Here is an 18,956-nt window from a genome sequence, read left to right on the forward strand (position 1 = left end):
GACTTAGTTCCTCGCCAGGCCCTTGGCCGCCAGGATGCTGACCAGCCGATCCGCGACTGTCTCGGCATTGCCGCCGAGGTTCTCGCCGGAGCCGCCCTGGACTGGCAGGCGCAATGTGATGATCTCGGCGGAACGCTCGAAGCCTGACGATTCGGGCGTGGCGCGGCCGATGGGCGTCTTGGATGCTTCGCGAAGCTTGCTGCCGGAGACATAGCGTGGCGCCTTCGACGCTGTCTGAACGCCCAACACCGCCGGCGTGGCCAATTCATAGGTGACGGCGACACCCGCGCCGCGCTCTTGCGTGACCCGAAGCACGGCGCCGTTCGCAACGATACGGTTGGTTCCCGACACATGCGGCCAGTCGAGCAGCGCGCCGACATAGGGCGCGAGCTGGCCGAAGACATCCTCGCTCGATTGGACGCCGCACAGAACCAGGTCGGCCGACTTTGCCCGCGCCATTGCCGCGATGGAGGCGGCGATCTCGCGTGAGGAGATCATGGCGTCCTCCTCGGACTGAAGCGCCACGACTTCGTCGGCGCCGCGCGCGGCAGCCATCTGCAGGACACGGTTGGCGCCTTCGCCAACGGCCACCGCCGTCACTTTCGCGCCGCCGGCTTCCTTGAGCAGGATTGCTTCCTCCAGGGCATGATCGTCGAAATCGTTGAGCTGGAAGTCCAGCCATTCCCGATCGATGCTGCGCCCGTCCTCGGCGAGCTGCAGCTCGCCCGCGGAATCCGGGATCATGCGCAAGACAACAAGAATATTCACGGCCTCTCCTCCGACGGAACGCACCTCAAGCGCCCGGCACCGGCTGCTAGATAAGTCGTATTCTTCGCCGTCCCCAATGGCGAAAAAGGTAATAGCAGCTATTACAAGACGGCAGATTGACGATCGTGGGTAATCGACTGCTAATTTGCGTCAAATCGCTTTCAATCGAATTTTCCTGAATTGGAGGTTGTCAGGAAAATAGTCGTGCGATTTGCCCGGGATATAAACATCTATTGTTTGTTTATACTGTCTCGTGTGCGCGAATATCTGAGGAGAATTTTAGGCGCTCTGTCGAGCGTTCAGGAGGAGGAACCAATGTCAATAAAGAGCATACTAGACCACAAGATCTCGCGTAAGAGCTTCATCCGCGGCATGCCGGCCGTGGCGGCAGCCATGGCCGCCGCACCGGCCATCCAACTCGCCCAGACCAGCGCAGCCGTCGCTTCAGAGCCGGAAACGAAGCCCGGCTACTATGGCGCGCCGCGCACCTGGATGTGGAACCCCAATGCCAACACAATGGTCGACACGTCGAAATGGAAGAAGGCGGGTCCGTATACGATCGGGTTCTCCAACGCTTCGATTTCCAATGCCTGGCGTGTCGCCTTCCAGCATGGCGTCCTCTGGTCCGCCGGCCAGCATCGCGACGAGATCGCCCATCTTCTCGTCACCGACGCCAATGACGACCCTTCCAAGCAGATCGCGGACATCCAGGATCTGATCAGCCAGGGTGTCGACATTTTGCTCATTGCGGCCTCGACCGAGGACGCGCTCGATTCCGTCGTCGGCCGCGCAACCGAACAAGGCATTCCCGTTGTCATGGTCGATCGCAAGGTCAAGACGCCGGCCAACTACATCACCTACGTCACGGCATCCGACTGGGCACTGGGCCGTCTCGAGGCGCAGTGGTTGTGCGAGACGCTCGGCGGCAAGGGCAACATCGTGATGCTGCCCGGCATCGCTGGGTCGAGCGTCGCGGAAATCCGCATCAAGGCGAACGAGGAAGTGTTCTCGAAATTTCCCGACATCAAGGTGCTGGAGAAGCAGTATTGCGACTGGAACCCGGCAACCGGCAAGTCGGTGATGGCCGCGCTGATCCAGAAGCACGGCAAGGCCATCAACGGCGTCCTGGCCGACAGTGCGCTTCAGGGCTATGGCGCGATCGAAGCGTTTCTTGACGCCGGCTACAAGGACGGCGAATTTCCACCGATGACCGGCGGCGACGTTGCCCGGATGTATCAGCTGGCCAACCAGCACAACATCAAGATGGTCGGCATCGACTATCCGACGTCGATGGGCATCACCGGCATCGAGACCGCGCTCGACGTGCTCAAGGGCATCTCCGTCCCGGACAAGGTGGAGGTGAGCTTCCAGGTCGTCACGTCGCCGGGTGCGGATACGATCTCGGTCAAGGGCGACAGGCATCTGCTCGACCATGTCAGCATGAGCGATCCGGGTGATCTGTCGCCAAGCAACGGGCTGCCCGCCGGCTACAATCCGAGCACGTTCAATCCCGACTATCCGAAGTAAGCTTCCCAAGCGACCCTGTGTGCGCCCATCCTGGGCGCGCACCGGGCGTGCATTGAACAGTTCGAGCACCGGGATATGTCAGCGTCTGTTATTGAACTCAGCCAGATCGAGAAGGACTATCCTGGAGTCAAACCCCTGGACAAGGTCGATTTCGCCGTGCGGCCGGGCGAGATTCACGCCCTTCTCGGCGAAAATGGCGCAGGCAAGTCGACGCTGATCCGCGTCATGGGCGGCGTGACCAAACCGAATTCCGGGACCATGACCTATCTCGGCAAGCCGGTTTCCTGGCAGTCGCCGAAGGAAGCACGCGCTGCCGGCATTCACGTGATCCATCAAGAGCTTGCGCTTTTTCCCGAGCTTTCCGTTGCCGAGAACATTCTGGTCGATACGCAGCCCCGCGGCATGTTTGGTCTCATTTCGAACCGCGCCCGCCACGTCCGCGCCGCTGAAATCCTCGCACAACTCGGCGTCGATATTCCAACCCACGCCAAGATCGACGAATTGCCGCTTGCCGATCAGCAAATGGTCGAGATCGCGAAAGCCCTGGTCGGCAGGGTGCGGCTTCTCATCCTGGACGAACCGACAGCGGTCATCGCAGGCCGCGAGGTCGATCTCTTGTTCGAGAACATGCGCAGGCTGCGCAACGAAGGCGTCGGCATCGTCTACGTCTCCCATAGGCTCGAGGAGATATTCGAGATCGCCGACACGGTGACGATCCTCAAGGACGGCCAGCTCGTCGGCACGAGCCCGGTAAGCGCGCTCACGCGTGAAGAGATGATCACACGCATGGTCGGTCGCCGGCTGAGCCAGATCTATCCGCCGCGGCGTACGGCGCCGGCGGGCGGCCCGGATGTGCTCACTGTGCGCAATCTCAAGGCTGGTCCGCGCGTCCGTGACGTCAGCCTCAACGTCAAGGTTGGCGAAATCGTCGGCGTGGCCGGCATGGTTGGTTCGGGGCGCACGGAGGTCGCCGAGGCTATCTTCGGCACGCGTGCCGTCGAGAGCGGGGTGATCGAATTCGATGGCAAGCCATTCGAGACAAAGCTTCCGAAGGGTTCGATCGGCCATGGGCTCGGTTTCCTGACCGAGAGCCGCAAGGACGACGGCCTGTTTCTCGGCCTGCCGATTTCCGCCAATATCGTGGCGCCCGACCTGGACGGCATAACCAAACATGGCCTGATCGACCGGAAGCAGGAACGGGCATTGGCGATGCAGCAGATCCAGGACTTTTCGGTCGCGACGCCGTCGCCTGACGCGAAGATCGGCAATCTCTCCGGTGGAAACCAGCAGAAGGTGCTGTTCAGCCGCTGGTCGCGGATTGCCAGCAGGCTGCTTATCCTCGACGAACCGACGCGCGGGGTTGATATCGGAGCCAAGGTGGAGATTTACCGTATCGTGCGCCGGCTGGCGGATTCTGGCGTCGGCGTGCTGATGATCAGTTCAGAACTGCCCGAAATCGTCGGCCTCTCCGACAGGGTCTTCGTCATGGCGCAAGGCTACGTCGTCGGCGAAATCAAAGGCGATGCCCTCGGCGAGGAGGCGATCATGGATCTCGCCGTGCGATCTGTCGGGCACCGCGAGGCGAAAATGGATCAGCGTGCGGAGCCGGTCGGATGAGCGCGATCACGGTGGATCTTCGCCGCAACCGGCTGTTGCTTTCCTATCTGATCGTGGCAGTGCTGCTGGTACTGCTTGCCGTCGCCGGCGGCTTGTTGTCCGATCGGTTCCTGACCTGGCGCAACATCGGCAATCTGTTCCAGCAGCTCATCGTGCTGGGCATGGTCAGCTTGGGCCAGACGTTCGTCGTGCTGATGGGCGGCATCGATCTGGCGATCGGTTCGCTGGTTGGTGCGCTCACCGTCTTTCTGGCGAACTTCCTCGAATGGCGCCCTGATCTGGTCTGGCTTGCACTGCCGCTGGCCTTGGTCGCCGCCACCGCCGTCGGCGCGCTCAACGGGTTGCTGACGGTCGTGCTGCGCGTCCATCCCCTGATCGTCACGCTCGGCATGTCTTCGATCATCTTCGGCGCAACGCTGATGTACCGTAAGGAGCCCGGCGGCTCCGTGCCGCGCGCCTTCGCGGATATTGCCTATGCAAAGGTCGGCGGCATTCCGTTCAGCGCCGTCGTGCTCGTCGTGATTTTCGCACTAGCCGGGCTTTGGCTGCAGCGCACGCGCACGGGCCGCAGTATCTACTTCGTCGGCGGCGATCGGGAAGCGGCGCGGCTGAATGGGTTGCCGGTCGATCGTATCGTGGTGCTTGCCTACGCGCTGTCGGGCCTGTGCGCCGGTATAGCTGCGATTTTCCTGACCGCGCGCACCGGCGTTGGCGACCCGCGCATCGGCGCCGCGCTGACGCTGCAATCGGTGACGCCGGTCGTGGTCGGAGGCACTATTCTGGCCGGCGGAAGAGGTGGCGTGCTTGGTACCTTCCTCGGCGTGCTGCTCGTCACCATGCTCAACAGCCTGCTCAACTTCGTCAATGTCTCATCCTACTACCAGTGGGTCATCCAGGGTCTCATCATCATCATCGCGGTCGGCATCCACACCACGAGGCGGAGATAACGATGGCGCCTCTCGATACCCCGATGCCGCGATCGCAAAGCATGTCCATGGCGTCTGTTTTCGAGCGCTACGGGCTGCTGGTCTTCCTGGTCGCGCTGATGACCGTTGCGGCTCTCGCTTCACCGACCTTTCTGCGGCCGGCCAACCTGGTCAATGTGCTGACGATCGCGGCACCGCTTGGCATGGTCGTCGTCGGCCAGACCTTTGTCATCCTGGTGCGCGGATTGGACCTGTCCGTGGCCTCGCTGATGGCGACGGTGGCCGTGCTGGCGACCGCTTTCAAAGCCACGACCAATGAGGCGATTCCGATGATCTTCATCGCCGCGATCGCCCTGTCGGCCGTGGTGGGCCTGGTGAATGGCTGGCTCGTCGCCAAGCGCAATGTCAGCCCGTTTCTCGCAACTCTGGCGATGATGATCATCCTGCAGGGCATCCGTTTCGCCTATACTGGCGGAGCGCCGATCAGCACCTTGCCGCCGGGCATGGGCTTTCTGGCCTCCGGCCGGATTTTTGGCGTGCCCGTCAATCTGATCACCCTGGCATTTCTGGCCATCGCGTTCGGCATCGTGCTGCACCGGTCACGCCTCGGCCGTGAGATATTCATGGTCGGAAGCAATCCGAAGGCGGCGTTCCTCAACGGTGTCGCGCCCGATCGCGTGGTCATCCTCTGCTACGTCATCTGCTCTGTCTGCGCGGGAATAGGCGGGCTGTTCCTGCTCGGCTATGTCGGCACCGTTTCGAACTGGGTCGGCCAAGGCTACGAACTGGACTCCATTGTTGCCGCCGTGATGGGCGGGGTCGCGCTTACCGGTGGGCGCGGCAACATCTTTGCGGCGCTGCTTGGCGTGGCCGTTCTGGTGGTGATCAACAATCTCGTGCTGCTGCTCGGATTTCCGATCGAGATGCAGCTCATCATCAAGGGTGTCATCATCATCGGCGCGGCGGCGTTTTATCGGACGCGGCTCGCCTGACCCGATGCTGCCGTTGGACCCCAAGGGAGGAAGAGAATGACCGTTGAAGTTCTGGCGGATCGCGGTGCACGGGCAAGGCGCGACGAGGAAGTGGATGTCGTGATCGTCGGGGCCGGCCCATCCGGCTCGGTCGCTGCGCTTCATCTGGCGCGCGCCGGCATTTCCGTCGTCGTGCTCGAGCAGGGCGAATGGCCGGACTACGCCGACTATACCGGCGCGCGTCCGGAGCACGAGCTTGTCAGCACCAAGCTCTGGCATCCCAATCCCAACGTTCGCGACAATCCCAACGACTATCCCGTCGATACGTCGACGACGGACATCAACCCGCTGATGTTTGCCGGTGTCGGTGGCAGCGCGACGCTCTACGGCGCGCAGTGGATGCATTTCCTGCCGTCCGACTTCCGCGTGCGGTCGATGGATGGCGTGGCCGAGGACTGGCCGTTCACATATGAAGACCTGCTGCCTTACCAGCTTGAGATCGAACGCGAGGTGGGCGTCTCCGGTCTCGCTGGCGATCCGGCCTATCCGCCGCGCGGAGCCTATCCCTTTCCGGCGCTGCCGATGGGCTCCGTTGGCCAGCGCGGTGCGCTGGGCATGGAGAAGATGGGCTGGCACTGGTGGCCCGGCAGCAATGCCATCCCGTCGGAGAAATTCGGCGAACTCAATCCGTGCGTGCGCCGAGGAACCTGTCTTACCGGTTGTCCGGAGGGTGCGAAATCCACGACAGACCGGTCGCATTGGCCGCTGGCCCTGAAAGCCGGCGCGCGGCTCGTCACCCGTGCTCGCGTGAAAGAAATCGAGACGAACGAGCAGGGGCTGGCGACCGGCGTCGTCTATGTCGACGCGAACGGGCGCGACCGGCGCCAGCGCGCCAAGGTGGTCATTCTGTGCGCCAATGGCGTCGGCACGCCTCGGCTGCTGCTGATGTCGGGAGGGTCCAGAACTCCGGACGGCCTCGCCAACTCGTCCGGCCTGGTCGGCAAGCGGCTGATGATGCATCCCTTCGCAAGTGTACTTGCTTCTTACCAGGACCCGCTCGATTCCTGGCGTGGTCCCTTCGGTCAGCAAGTCTATTCGCTGGAATTCTATGAGACCGACGAAAGCCGTGGCTTTGTGCGCGGTTCGAAATGGAACTGCATGCCGTCGGGCGGACCGGTCGGCGTATCCGGCGCGACCGGGTCCAAGGTCTATGTCGCCGAAAGCGGCCGGTTCCAGGATTTCTGGGGTGCCAACCTGCATGAAAATGTGGCGCGTCGCTTCGGCCATTCGCTGATCTGGGGCATCGTCGGGGAAGATCTTCCGGAGGAAAGCAATCAGGTGGTGCTGTCGAAGGATCTGGTGGATTCCGATGGCCTGCCGGCACCGCAGATCATCTACAAGGTCAACGAGAACTCCAACCGGCTGCTCAAGTTCAACATCGACCGTTGCCTGGAATCGGTACGCGCCGCCGGCGCCATCGAGACGCTGGTTTCGACGCCGGTGCGTGAATCCGGCTGGCACCTCATCGGCACCACCGTCATGGGCGACGACCCCAAGCGCTCGGTCGTCGATCAATGGGGCGCCTGCCACGACGTGCCGAACCTCTATGTCATGGATGCGTCGACCTTCCCGACCTCGGGGGCCACCAACCCGACGGCGACCATCATGGCCGTGGCGCTGCGCAACACGCGCCGCATGATCGCCGAGCGCCGCAACCAGAAGGTGGCCTGACATGTCGGACGAGAACGCCTTCCTTGCACTCGCAGACTTCCTGATCCCCGCGCATGGCAAGATGCCGAAATTCAGTGACGTCTGCGGTTACGCCGATGTCGAGAAGTCCCTGGATTTCCGTATTGATCTGAAGTCGGGCTTCGCGCGCGGCATCGCGGTCGGTCCGGCCACCGGCGCCGAAGCTCGCCTGGAAAGCCTCAACAAGGAGGATGGTGAAGCCTTCTCGGCGATCACAACCATTGCCATCGCCACCTACTATATGAGCCCACGCGTGCGCGAGCTGATCGGCTACCCCGGCCAGGAGAACGTTCCCTACGATTCCAAGGCGACGCAAATCTACCTGACCAACGGCTCGCTCGGCCAGGTGGTCGCGCGTGGCCGCAAATATCGGCCGACCCCCGGCCTTTGATCTCCTAAGCAACTGGAAAGGACCATCCAATGGGCAAAGACGTGTTCGACAAGGGTTTTGAAATCCGCAAATCGGTTCTGGGCGCCGAATTCGTCGAGAAATCCTTCGCCAGCGCCGACGATTTCAATCGTCCGCTGCAGGAACTCGTGACGGAATATTGCTGGGGCGCTGTCTGGGGCCGCGACACGCTCGACAAGAAGACCCGCAGCATGCTGAACCTCGCCATGCTTTCCGCGCTCAATCGTCCGCACGAGCTGAAGATGCATGTGAAAGGCGCGCTGACCAACGGTGTGACCAAAGACGAAATCCGCGAAGTCCTTCTACAGGTCGTGATCTATGCCGGCGTGCCCGCAGGCGTCGATTCCTTCCGGGTGGCGCGCGAAGCCATGCAGGAAGTCGGAGCATGACAACCCGTCCGCCGCTGGCCACGGAAAAGCTCTCGATGCTGATCGGCGGCCGCTCGGCCGCCGCGCAGTCGGGGGATTTTTTCGAATCCTTCGATCCCTTCACCGGCAAGGCCTGGGCGCTCGTTCCGCGCGCCGGCGTAGCCGATGTCGATGCGGCCGTTCAGGCAGCCGCCGCCGCGTTCCGCGGCGAGTGGCGGACGATGACTCCAAGCGCGCGTGGGCAGATCATGACCCGCTTTGCCGATCTCGTGGCGGAGGAGGCCGAAAACCTGGCCGTTCTCGAAACCCGCGACAACGGCAAGCTGATCAATGAAATGCGGATGCAGTGCAAATACATTCCGCAATGGTTCCGCTTCTTTGGCGGCCTTGCCGACAAGATCGAGGGGCGTGTCATCCCGATCGACAAACCGGGCGTGTTCAACTACACGCGCCGCGAGCCGCTCGGGGTTGTGGCCGCGATCACGCCGTGGAACTCGCCCTTGATGCTGGCGACGTGGAAGCTTGCCCCGGCGCTCGCTGCCGGCAACACGATCGTCTGGAAGCCGTCGGAGTTCTCGTCGGTGTCGGCATTGTTCTTCGGCCGGCTTTTCGAGAAAGCGGGGTTTCCCAAGGGCGTCGTCAATATCGTCACCGGCTTCGGCCATGAAATCGGCGACCGCCTCGTCACGCATCCCGATGTCGCGAAAGTGGCGTTCACCGGTGGTGATGCAACCGGCCGCCGCGTCTATCAGGCTGCCGCCGGCGGGCTCAAGAAGGTCACACTCGAACTCGGCGGCAAATCCGCCAACATCGTTTTCGCCGACGCCAAGATGGATGCCGCCATTCCCGGCCTCGTTTCCGGAATCTTTGCCGCAACCGGCCAGACCTGCATCGCCGGCTCGCGCGCACTCGTGCAGCGCTCGGTCTACGACCAGGTGACGGAGAAGCTGGTCGCCTTCGCCAGGACCGCGAAGATCGGAGATCCGCTCGACCCCGAGACCCAGGTCGGTCCGATCACCACCCTGCCGCAGCGCGCGAAAGTGCTCGACTACATCAGCATCGCCAATGGTGAGGGCGCCGCGCAATTGCTCGGCGGCAAGATACCCGAGGACAAATCGATTGCCGACGGCTGGTTCGTGGAACCGACGATCTTCGGTAACGTGAAGCAGTCCATGCGCATCGCCCAGGAAGAGGTCTTCGGACCGGTGCTGTCGGTCATTCCCTTCGAGGATGAGGACGAGGCAGTGGCCATCGCCAACGACACCATCTACGGGCTCGCGGCCGGGATGTGGACGCAGGACCTCGGCCGCGCAATCCGCCTGCCCGAGCGGCTCGAGGCCGGCAGCGTGTGGGTCAACATGTACCGCGCCACCAGCTATCTCTCGCCTTTCGGCGGCTACAAGCAGTCGGGCATCGGCCGGGAGAACGGCCAGACCGCCATCTACGAATATCTTCAGGAAAAGAGCATCTGGATCGATGCCGGGAATTCCATTCCCGCGCCGTTCGTCCAGCGCTGATCGAAGCGACCCTTCGGAGGAAATCATGAACATACGTTTCGATGCCGTGCCGCCACTAGATCCCAAGGTGGCGGCGTTCGTCGGCGGCAAGCATGCGATGCTGATCGGCAGCGCATGGCTGCCGGCGGCCTCCGGACAGTCGCTCGACGTCATCGATCCCTCGAACGGCCGGGTCATCGCGCAGGTGCCGGCCGGCGATGGCGCCGACGTCGATCTGGCGGTCAGGGCCGCGCGGACGGCGATCGACGGTCCTTGGTCGAAAATGGTGCCCGCCGCGCGCGCCAGGCTGATCTGGAAACTCGCCGATCTGATCGATGCCAATGTCGATATGCTGGCAACGCTCAATTCCTATGAGAGCGGCAAGCCGATCGGCGATTCCCGCAACGGCGAGGTGCCGTTCACGGCCGAGACGTTCCGCTACTATGCGGGGTGGGCCACCAAGATCAATGGCGAGACGATGACCATCAACGCACCGGGTGATTGGCACGCCTACACCCGCCGCGAGCCGGTCGGCGTCGTCGGCCAGATCATCCCGTGGAACTTCCCGCTCAGCATGCTCGCCTGGAAGGTGGCGCCGGCACTGGCGGCCGGCTGCACCATCGTGCTCAAGCCGGCCGAGCAGACGCCGCTCGGAGCGCTCTACTTCGGCAAGCTGGTCCAGGATGCCGGCTTTCCGGAAGGCGTGGTCAACATCCTGACCGGCTTTGGCGAAACGGTTGGCGCGGCGATGGCGGCCCACCCCGATATCGACAAGGTGGCTTTCACCGGTTCGACCGAAGTCGGCCGGCTGATCGCGCGCGCCGCGACCGGCAATCTCAAGAAGGTCAGCCTGGAACTTGGCGGCAAGGCGCCGACCATAGTGCTGGGCGATGCCGATATCGACATGGCGGTGGCGGGCGCCTCGAGCGCGGCATTCTTCAATGCCGGCCAGAGCTGCGGTGCGGGAACGCGTTTCTTCGTTCACAAGAAGATCTACGACAAGGTCATGTCCGGCATTGCCGAGCGCGCCGAGGCGCTGAAGCTAGGCGCCGGGCTTGATCCTGCGACCGAGCTCGGGCCCGTCGTCTCTCAGCAGCAGATGGAACGCATCACCAGGCTGATCTCGGAAGGCCGAAACGACGGTGCTGAAATCGTCACCGGTGGCGCGCGCGCCGGCGACGTCGGCTATTTCGTCAAGCCGACGGTCATTTCCAGGACGCGCCCAGACATGTCGGTGATCCGCGAAGAGATATTCGGGCCGGTGGCCTGTGCGATGCCCTTTGACGACGAGGACCTGGACAGACTCGCCAAGGACGCCAACGACACGGAATATGGCCTTGCCGCATCGATCTGGACCAACAATCTGGGCGCCGCGCATCGGCTGGCCGCGAAGATCAAATCCGGCACGGTCTGGGTGAACTGCCACAACTTCAACGACGTCACCATGCCGTTCGGCGGTTTCAAGCAGTCGGGTTGGGGGCGCGAACTTGGCGAGCAGGCGCTCCAGCTCTACACCGAGACCAAGACCGTCGCGATCCGGCTGCCATAGGCGAGGCGGTCGATGTCCTGCTACGAGACGATCGACGCGCGGTTCGGGGACCTGATCGATCCGGTCGCATTCCTCGAAACCATCCATACGGGAAATCGCTGGGCGGAGGGACCGGTCTATTTCGCCGACCTTCGCTCGTTGATCTGGAGCGATATTCCCAACGATCGGATGCTGCGCTGGGACGAGGAGACAGGGGCGATTTCGCTTTTCCGCGGCCATGTCTCCAACCCGAACGGCAATACACGCGACCGGAACGGAAGACTGGTCACCTGCATGCAGGGGGAGCGTCGCGTCGTGCGCACCGAATGGGATGGCGCGATCACCGTGCTGGCCGATTCGTTCGATGGCAAGCCGTTGAACTCGCCGAACGATGTGGTCGTGAAGTCCGACGGCAGCATCTGGTTCACCGACCCCAATTACGGGATCATTTCGGACTATGTCGGGCGCAAGGGCGTGCAGGAGCAACCGGGCTGCCGCGTCTACAGGATCGATCCCGGCTCGGGAGCGATCACCGTCGTTGCCGATGATTTCTCCATGCCGAACGGCCTCGCCTTCTCGCCCGACGAGAAGCGCCTTTATATTTCGGACTCCGGCTTCCTCACCGACCGCAGTGCCCCGCATCACGTCAGGCAGTTTGACGTTGACGGCGACAAGTTGGTAAATTCCCGCATCTTCGCCGACATATCGCCTGGCATTCCGGATGGTTTTCGCGTTGATGTCACGGGCAATCTCTGGATCAGCGCATGGGATGGCGTACAGTGCCATACGCCCGACGGTGAGCTCATCGGGAAAATTCAGGTGCCGGAAATGGTTGCAAACCTGGCCTTTGGTGGGCCGCGCAACAATCGGCTGTTCATCACGGCGACAACGTCGGTCTATGCCGTGTTCCTGAATGTCCGAGGCCAGAAATACCCGTTCGGCACGTGACACGGACACCACTGGGTCAGCCTGGAAGCTCTGCAGCAGCGGACGGTTGGGGTGAGAGTTGGACACGAAGCAGCTACAGGTATTCATCGCCGTCGGTGCGGCTGGCAGCTTCTCGAAGGCCGCGCTCGACCTCAACGTCACCCAGCCAATGGTCACGCGCCATATTCGCGGGCTTGAGGAGGAACTCGGCGTCGAGCTTTTCTATCGCAACGGTCGCGGTGTCGTGCTGACCGAGGCCGGCGTGCTTCTGAAGGCCCACGCCGACGAGATCGTCGAGCGGATGCGGCTGGCGCAGAATGCGGTCTCGAACCTCAAATCCTCGCCGAAGGGGAGGTTGGTGCTGGCCGTGCCGCCTTCGGTCGGCACCGTGCTGACGGTGCCGCTGGTCAAGAAGATCAAGAACGAGTTTCCCAATGTCGCGCTGCAGGTGATCGAAGGCTTCAGCGGCCATATCCTGGAATGGCTTATTGCCGGTCGCATCGATGCCGCCGTGCTCTACAATTCGCCGAACCATCCTTCCGTACTGACCGAACCGCTGGCCGATGACGAGCTGTTTCTGATCGGACCGGTCTTGTCCGAGCGCGTGCTGCCGCGCGGGCCGGTCGGCCTCAACATTTTCGCCGAGCTGCCGATGATCCTGCCCAGCCGCCCGCACGGACTGCGGCGGCTTATCGACAATACCCTGGCGGAGCATGGCATCTATCCGCGTGTCGAGATGGAGCTGGAGGCAATGCCTTCAACCTTGCTTCTGGTCGAGGAGGGCACTGGCTATACGGTTCTGCCCTATGCTTCCGTCCATCTCCTTGTTGAGGCTGGCCGCATCGAGGTCTGGCCATTCGACCCGCCGATTACCCGACAGCTGATCCTCGCGACCTCCTCGCAGCGACCGATGTCCTCGAATTTTCGCCCACTCTTCCGTGCGGTGCGCACGGAACTGCGGGACATCATTTCCACCCACATCTGGAAACCGACAGCCTATCCTGAATGAGTGTGCGAAAAGAATGCATGGCTCCAAGTTGGCTGGCGGTTTGCGCGCCCAAGGCTGGTTTGATCAACTGAAATCCTCCCGTATTCGGGTGAATCAACAGCCGTGGCGAGAACCGCAACCGTCGCGAGCTCCGGTCCGGGACATCCGCCAACCGGTCGGCTACGTGCGGACGACACGTGTGGATATCGGCCGTCTTAGAGGGATGGAAGAACGCTTCGGATGTGATTGGCAAATGCCTCTACCGCAGGCGATCGTTCGGATTCGGCAAAAGCGATCAGGATTCCAAGGCGGGGCAATTTGGGAAAAGGCGTGTTCAGAATATAGAGGTCGGATGGGACGGCCTCCTGGGTCATGACGCTTATCGCCAGACCGGACCGCGCGACCGCAATCAGTCCAGCAAGGCTATTGCTCGCATATGATATTTTGTAGCGTATCCCGGCGCGGGCCATGGCCTCGCAGGCTGCCTTGTGGTCCATGGCGTTCGACGCCGGCAATGCCATTGGCACAGTGTCGCCAAAATCGTGAAGCTCCAGGGTCGGCTTGCTACCCACCCATACGAGCGGTTCTGTCCGAACGACATCCTGCGCATCGCTTGGGTTCGGAGTCGAAACAAGCGCCAGGTCGATCTGGCGCGAGTGCAGAAGCGTTCGCAATTCAACTGTCGGCGCCGAAACGACCTTGATCTCGACATCGGGGTATCTGGTTCCGAAGCTCTTCAAGAGTGCAGGGAAGAACGCGCTCAAATAGTCTTCGGGGCTGCCGAAAGTCATCGAACCGTGCAAGCCCTTGTCCGAGAGCGCCGAAATCGCTTCGTCATGGATTTTGAGAATGCGCTCGGCATAGGCCAGGAAGCGCTCTCCGCTGCCGGTGAGGCGGACCCCGCTGCCGCTTCGATGAAACAGACTCTGGCCGAGAGCTTCCTCAAGCCGTTGTATCTGCATGGTCACCGCCGACTGCGTACGTCCGACCTGTACCGCTGTCGCACTGAGGGTTCCCGAATGGGCCGCACGAACGAATGTTGCCAGCAGCCTGAGATCAAGTGGAGCCTGCATATCAATTCCGCTGATATCTGAATCCGATTACTATCAATTTTACTGCACCCCTGCCAGCCGCTAATTGTCTGGTTGAACGCTTTAGCGGGGCTGTGAGATGTCAAGGAACTTGGATAGCGGTTTTTGGGCTTCGGCGCAGAAGCACCTCATACGATATGGCGGCACCTTTGAACCTGCCATCATCGAGCGCGCTGCGGGCTCATTCGTCTACGATGCGGACGACAGGGCCATCCTCGACTTCACGTCTGGACAGATGAGCGCACTGCTCGGGCATGCTCATCCCAAGATCGTTTCGACGGTCAGCCGGCAAGTCGAAAGGGTCGCGCATCTTTTTAGCGGCATGCTGTCGCGTCCGGTCGTCGAGCTTGCGCAACGCCTTGCGGCGCTGGCGCCTGGCCTTGACAGGGCGCTGTTGCTTTCGACCGGCGCCGAGTCGAACGAAGCGGCCATCCGGATGGCGAAGCTGGTGACCGGCAAGCACGAGATCGTTGCCTTCTCGAAGAGCTGGCATGGCATGACGGGAGCCGCGGCGTCGGCGACATACAGCGCCGGCCGCAAGGGGTATGGACCTGCGGCGGTCGGATCGCTCGCAATCCCCGCGCCCAACAGTTTCCGGCCGCGCTTCAAGAATGCCGACGGATCTCTCGACTGGTTCACCGAACTCAACGATGCGTTTGATCTCATCGACAGCCAGTCGACAGGAAACCTGGCAGCCTTCGTCGCTGAGCCGATCCTGTCGAGCGGCGGCATGCTCGAACTGCCGCCAGGCTATCTGGCAGCGCTGCAGCAGAAATGCCGCGAGCGTGGAATGCTGCTTATCCTGGACGAGGCACAGACCGGTATCGGCCGCACTGGCGATATGTTCGCCTTTCAAAGGGACGGCGTCACCCCGGACATACTGACCCTCTCTAAGACCATCGGCGCGGGCCTTCCCCTGGCAGCTGTCATGACAACAGCTGAAATTGAAGAGACGGCGCACGACAGGGGTTTCCTGTTCTACACCACGCATGTTTCCGACCCACTGCCGGCGGCTGTAGGCCTTGCGGTGCTCGATGTGGTCGAAGAAGAGAAACTCGTCGAACGGGCACGTCATCTCGGGGCGAGATTGTTCGACGGACTGTCGGCGCTGAAGCAGCGATACGAATGCGTCGGTGACGTGCGTGGCCGTGGCCTCATGCTCGGGGTCGAGATCGTCAAGAACGGCGAGCGCAGGGATCCAGACCACGAGCTTGGCGCCAGAATTGCGGCTGAAGCGTTCAGACGCGGCCTGAGCATGAACATAGTCAAGCTTCCCGGAATGGGCGGAGTGTTTCGCATAGCCCCTCCCTTGACGATCTCCGAGGAGGAATTGGACCTCGGCTTGAGGATCATTTCCGAGTCGATCGAAGCCGGGCTTGCCGCCGCCGCAGGCCTTTCCGGCATCGCCGCAGAGTGAAAGCGCTCGGACCCATGACCGAAACGAGCACGGTAGACCAGGACTCCAATCCCGGAGCGGATGCCGAAGTGCATTCGCCTGGCACCATTCGGGTGCTTGTCGCCAAACTCGGGCTCGATGGCCATGACCGCGGGGCCAAGATCGTCGCCCGTATCCTCCGCGATGCTGGCATGGAGGTCGTCTACACCGGTCTCTACAAATCGCCCAATGAGGTCGTCAACGCGGCAATACAGGAAGACGTCGATGTTATCGGGGTCAGCCTTCTGTCGGGCTCCCATGTCCCGCTGTTTCGAGAATTGGGACGTTGCCTGCGGGAGCAAAAGGCCGAGCACATTTTCGTTGTCGCGGGCGGCGTGATTCCCGAGCAGGACTATGCCGCTTTGTCGGATAGCGGGGTCGATGCCATCGTTCCACAGGAGGCACGGGCCGATCTGATTGTCACGACAATCAGGAACCTGATCGCAGCCCGTGGTCGCATATGACCGCATACACCTCTTCGAGACAGGCGAAGCGCGCTGCCTACATACCCTCGATCGAGCTTCTGTCCGGCGTCCTGGCTGGCAGCGTTCCGGCCATTGCCAGGATGATTTCACGCGCCGAAGGCGGATATGCAGAGGCATCGGATGCTTTGGCGGAGATCTACAGGCACACCGGGAAGGCGCATATCGTTGGCATCACCGGTGTGCCGGGCGCTGGCAAATCCACCCTGGTCTCTTCGCTCATCAAGGCCTTCGCGTCGGACGGGTACAAGGTCGGGGTCATTGCCGTGGATCCGAGCAGCCCGTTTTCCGGCGGTGCCATTCTGGGCGACCGGGTGCGGATGAACGATGCGGCGCAGTCCTGCCAAGCCTTCGTCCGGAGCATGGCAACGCGCGGCCATCTTGGCGGCCTAGCCCGCTCGACCCTTCAGGCGGTCGATATTCTGGACGCGGCAGGGTACTCGCCAATCATCATCGAAACCGTCGGCGTCGGCCAGGACGAGGTGGAGGTGGTGACGGCGGCACACACGATCGTGGTTCTGTCTGCCCCGGGGCTCGGCGACGACATCCAGGCGATCAAGGCAGGCATCCTGGAAATCGCCGACATACATGCCGTCAGCAAATGCGACAAACCGGAGGCTTCGGCCACGGTCTCAGCCTTGAAGGGCATGATGGCCCTCGGAACGGTCAAGGCAAGCGCTGGCTGGAATCCCCCAGTTCTTCCGGTCAGTTCAGTTTCAGGCGAACGCATCGGCGATCTGAAAGACGGCATCGGCCAGCACTGGGCGCATCTGCAGGAAAGCGGCGAGCTGGCGGAGCGCCAGCGCAGCATGTGCAGAACGCGGATACTCGGCACCGCCAGGCACCTGTTCCAGCTCAAGTTCAATGAGGACGTCGAGGAGATGGAGAAACACATTCAGGCAGTGGTGAACAGAGACGTGGACCCGCTCGTCGCCGCTTACCGCTTGTTGGGTTGGGACAGCGAGGCGCGGGTCGCATGAATCTGTTCTCGGCGCAGGCAATCGAAGACGTCAGGGAAAAGCAGGCCGAGTGGGAAGACGGGGAACTTGCGGCTGCCTTGAAGAGCAGGCCCGAGGAAAAGCCGGCATACGAAACGGAATGCGGGATAGCGCTGAAGCGGATTTACACCGCGGCCGACGTCGCCGATATCCCCGCAAGCGACCTGGGCTTTCCGGGCGCCTATCCTTTCACGCGGGGCGCCTATCCGACGATGTATCGCGGGCGGCCGTGGACCATCAGGCAGGTTGCGGGCTTCGGCAATCCGGAAGCCACGAACCAGCGCTACAAATACATGATCCAGACGGGTCAGACCGGACTCTCGACCGATTTCGATCTGCCGACGCTGCTTGGCCTGGATTCGGACAACCCGATGGCGTTCGGCGAAGTGGGGCGTGTTGGCGTCGCAATCGACACGGTGGACGATGTCGACCGCCTCTTCGACGGCATCGACCTTGAAAAGATTTCGGTCTCCCTGACCATCAACCCCTCTGCCTGGGTGATCTATGCGATGTTCGTCACCGTCGCCGAACAGCGCGGCTATGACCTGTATAAGCTGACGGGGACGCTGCAGGCGGACCCGCTGAAGGAATATGTCGCCCAGAAGGAATGGATCTATCCGGTGCGACCCGCGGTCAGGTTGCTGCGCGATCTGATCATGCACAGTGCGAGGACGACGCCGAAGATCAATCCGATCAGCCTGAGCGGCTATCACCTGTCCGACGTCGGCGGGAATGCGCTCCAGGAGATCGCGTTCATCATGGCCTTCACCATCGCTTATTGCGAAGAGGTCATTGATGCCGGCATGGATATCGACGACTTCGCCCCCAGGCTGTCGTTCTTCTTCATCAGTCACCAGGATTTCTTCGAACAGATCTGCAAGTTCAGGGCGGCCCGGCGCGTCTACGCCAAGATCATGTCCGAGCGGTTCAAGGCTAAGAAGCCGGAATCCATGCGACTGCGGGTGCATGTACAGACCGCGGCGATGAGCCTCACCAAGGTCGAGCACCACAACAATCTCATGCGAACCGCCATCCAGGCGCTCGGTGCCGTTCTGGGTGGATGCCAGAGCATGCACACGAACGGTCTCGACGAGGCCTTTGCCATTCCGACTGAAGAGGCGATGAAGCTGGCCATCCGCACCCAGCAGATCATCCGTGAAGAAATCAATGTGACATCCGTGATCGATCCTCTCGGCGGCTCGTACTTCGTCGAGCGCCTGACGAGCGACATGGAAACCGAAATCTGGAAAGTGCTGGACGAAGTGAATGAGCGCGGCGGCGCTATCAAGCTGGTCGAGGAAGGGTGGTTCCAGCAGAAGCTGGCGGACTCGGCCTATGCCACGTTCAAGAAGATCGACAGCGGCGAGAAGATCTCGGTCGGCGTCAACCGGTATGTCGACGAGACTAGCGGTTCCGCGCAGGTTCACATCCATCCCTACGACGATCATTGCACGCAGTTGCAGATCGATCGCTTGAATGCGGTGCGAACAAATCGCGACAACGGTCGCGTCCGGCGACTTTTGCAGGAGCTCGCCCAACAAGCCGAATCCGATGACATCAACCTGCTGCCGAAGACGATCGAACTGGTGAAAGCAAGAGCGACACTGGGCGAGATTTGCGGCGCGCTGCGAGATGTCTGGGGCTCTTACGCCGAACCGATGATCGTCTGAGGAGGA

Annotated in this window: 17 protein-coding genes; 15 read left to right on the forward strand and 2 right to left on the reverse strand. The window is 61.9% G+C overall.

Annotation, left to right across the window (positions count from 1 at the left end):
• Positions 1-3 precede the first annotated feature (3 nt).
• Entirely contained in the window at positions 4-768 is a 765-nt protein-coding gene (locus tag EJ076_RS12795; protein WP_126068083.1) for an electron transfer flavoprotein subunit beta/FixA family protein, read from the reverse strand.
• Positions 769-1,083: 315 nt separating this feature from the next.
• On the opposite strand from EJ076_RS12795, the gene EJ076_RS12800 reads away from it, so the two are divergent.
• From EJ076_RS12800 to EJ076_RS12850, 11 genes are all read left to right on the forward strand, one after another.
• Positions 1,084-2,295, forward strand: a complete 1,212-nt coding sequence (locus EJ076_RS12800) for a substrate-binding domain-containing protein (RefSeq protein WP_126068084.1) — start codon at positions 1,084-1,086, stop codon at positions 2,293-2,295.
• Positions 2,296-2,370: 75 nt separating this feature from the next.
• Positions 2,371-3,912, forward strand: coding sequence for a sugar ABC transporter ATP-binding protein (locus tag EJ076_RS12805; RefSeq protein WP_109661492.1), 1,542 nt, complete (start codon positions 2,371-2,373; stop codon positions 3,910-3,912).
• Positions 3,909-4,859 carry an ABC transporter permease gene (locus tag EJ076_RS12810; RefSeq protein ID WP_126068085.1) on the forward strand — a complete coding sequence of 317 codons (951 nt, stop codon included), beginning with the start codon at positions 3,909-3,911 and terminating at the stop codon, positions 4,857-4,859. The genes EJ076_RS12805 and EJ076_RS12810 overlap by 4 nt, the downstream gene beginning before the upstream one ends.
• A gap of 47 nt (positions 4,860-4,906) precedes the next feature.
• A complete protein-coding gene (locus tag EJ076_RS12815; protein WP_245463037.1) occupies positions 4,907-5,830 on the forward strand; it encodes an ABC transporter permease in 924 nt (307 codons plus the stop codon).
• A 36-nt stretch (positions 5,831-5,866) separates the two neighbouring features.
• A complete protein-coding gene (locus EJ076_RS12820) occupies positions 5,867-7,540 on the forward strand; it encodes a GMC family oxidoreductase (RefSeq protein WP_109661497.1) in 1,674 nt (557 codons plus the stop codon).
• 1 nt (position 7,541) lies between these two features.
• Entirely contained in the window at positions 7,542-7,949 is a 408-nt protein-coding gene (locus EJ076_RS12825; RefSeq protein WP_126068086.1) for a hypothetical protein, read from the forward strand.
• Between the two features lie 29 nt (positions 7,950-7,978).
• On the forward strand, positions 7,979-8,356 hold the full coding sequence (locus EJ076_RS12830; RefSeq protein WP_109661499.1) for a carboxymuconolactone decarboxylase family protein: 378 nt from the start codon (positions 7,979-7,981) through the stop codon (positions 8,354-8,356).
• Between the two features lie 35 nt (positions 8,357-8,391).
• Positions 8,392-9,852, forward strand: a complete 1,461-nt coding sequence (locus EJ076_RS12835; RefSeq protein ID WP_126071041.1) for an aldehyde dehydrogenase — start codon at positions 8,392-8,394, stop codon at positions 9,850-9,852.
• 25 nt (positions 9,853-9,877) lie between these two features.
• Positions 9,878-11,380, forward strand: a complete 1,503-nt coding sequence (locus EJ076_RS12840; protein WP_126068087.1) for an aldehyde dehydrogenase family protein — start codon at positions 9,878-9,880, stop codon at positions 11,378-11,380.
• A gap of 12 nt (positions 11,381-11,392) precedes the next feature.
• Complete coding sequence (locus EJ076_RS12845; RefSeq protein WP_126068088.1) at positions 11,393-12,307, forward strand: SMP-30/gluconolactonase/LRE family protein; 915 nt, start codon at positions 11,393-11,395, stop codon at positions 12,305-12,307.
• A 58-nt stretch (positions 12,308-12,365) separates the two neighbouring features.
• Entirely contained in the window at positions 12,366-13,295 is a 930-nt protein-coding gene (locus tag EJ076_RS12850; RefSeq protein ID WP_109661505.1) for a LysR substrate-binding domain-containing protein, read from the forward strand.
• 194 nt (positions 13,296-13,489) lie between these two features.
• Here EJ076_RS12850 and EJ076_RS12855 read toward each other — a convergent pair whose 3' ends face one another.
• Positions 13,490-14,347: a LysR family transcriptional regulator gene (locus tag EJ076_RS12855; protein ID WP_126068089.1), complete on the reverse strand. Its 858-nt coding sequence runs from the start codon at positions 14,345-14,347 to the stop codon at positions 13,490-13,492.
• A gap of 97 nt (positions 14,348-14,444) precedes the next feature.
• On the opposite strand from EJ076_RS12855, the gene EJ076_RS12860 reads away from it, so the two are divergent.
• The 4 genes from EJ076_RS12860 to EJ076_RS12875 are packed head-to-tail and all read left to right on the forward strand — an operon-like array spanning position 14,445 to position 18,950.
• Positions 14,445-15,782: an aspartate aminotransferase family protein gene (locus tag EJ076_RS12860; RefSeq protein WP_126068090.1), complete on the forward strand. Its 1,338-nt coding sequence runs from the start codon at positions 14,445-14,447 to the stop codon at positions 15,780-15,782.
• Positions 15,779-16,264 (forward strand): cobalamin B12-binding domain-containing protein, encoded by a 486-nt coding sequence (locus EJ076_RS12865; RefSeq protein WP_245463038.1) that lies wholly within the window; start codon positions 15,779-15,781, stop codon positions 16,262-16,264. Before EJ076_RS12860 ends, EJ076_RS12865 begins: the two co-directional genes overlap by 4 nt.
• Complete coding sequence (gene meaB / locus EJ076_RS12870) at positions 16,261-17,262, forward strand: methylmalonyl Co-A mutase-associated GTPase MeaB (RefSeq protein ID WP_109661514.1); 1,002 nt, start codon at positions 16,261-16,263, stop codon at positions 17,260-17,262. The genes EJ076_RS12865 and meaB overlap by 4 nt, the downstream gene beginning before the upstream one ends.
• Positions 17,259-18,950, forward strand: coding sequence for a methylmalonyl-CoA mutase family protein (locus EJ076_RS12875; RefSeq protein WP_164548622.1), 1,692 nt, complete (start codon positions 17,259-17,261; stop codon positions 18,948-18,950). The genes meaB and EJ076_RS12875 overlap by 4 nt, the downstream gene beginning before the upstream one ends.
• Positions 18,951-18,956: the final 6 nt, after the last annotated feature.

The sequence above is a fragment of the Mesorhizobium sp. M7D.F.Ca.US.005.01.1.1 genome (assembly GCF_003952545.1).
GTDB lineage: Bacteria > Pseudomonadota > Alphaproteobacteria > Rhizobiales > Rhizobiaceae > Mesorhizobium > Mesorhizobium loti.